The organism is Mesorhizobium sp. M7A.F.Ca.US.011.01.1.1 (assembly GCF_003998295.1).
Taxonomy (GTDB): Bacteria; Pseudomonadota; Alphaproteobacteria; order Rhizobiales; family Rhizobiaceae; genus Mesorhizobium.
Genome location: NZ_RZRT01000218.1, coordinates 1 through 593 on the forward strand (window position 1 = coordinate 1; position 593 = coordinate 593).

Below are 593 nucleotides of genomic sequence, written 5' to 3' on the forward strand. Positions count from 1 at the left end.
GAGGAAGGCACGGCAAATATTCTCGGCTTCAAGCGCACCCGGAACACCGCGACGCGCTACGGCGAAACCGAGGCGCCGGACATTCTCAACATTGCTTCGGAGCCGCATACGTTCGATGACGGCGGCTCGGGAACAGCGGTAATCACCCTCAATCGCACGCCGATCAATTCGGTTTCGACGGTTATCATAACAAAGGAAACCACGGAAACCGTCGTGCGTGGCGCCGTTGCGAACACAAGTGACCTTCTCGGCCATGCCGGCGTCGTCTCGATTTCCTTGGTGGAGCAGGGCGCCACTACCTATGACGTGGTGGTCGACTATACCCTCTCGGGAGATCGTGTTGATTGGGCGCCTGGCGGCGTTGAACCGGCCGGCGGCTCATCCTATGACGTGACCTATCGGTATCTCGACGCCGTGGTGCCATTGGCTGTCGGGCCGTCGACCGTGACTGTCGACGGCGGCGTGACCGGCGGCGCCGTGTTCGTGAGCTACAATTACAGCCTGCCGCGCCATGATCGCATCTGCCTCGATAGAGACGGCAATATCGTCTATCTCAAGGGCGTTCCCGCCATTGAGCAGCCGCAACCGCCGGC

At 61.0% G+C, this 593-nt stretch carries 1 protein-coding gene; it reads left to right on the forward strand.

The annotated features are described in order from the left end of the window. The coding region (locus EOA13_RS37415; protein ID WP_127298063.1) for a DUF4815 domain-containing protein at window positions 1-593 on the forward strand (593 nt) is incomplete at both ends.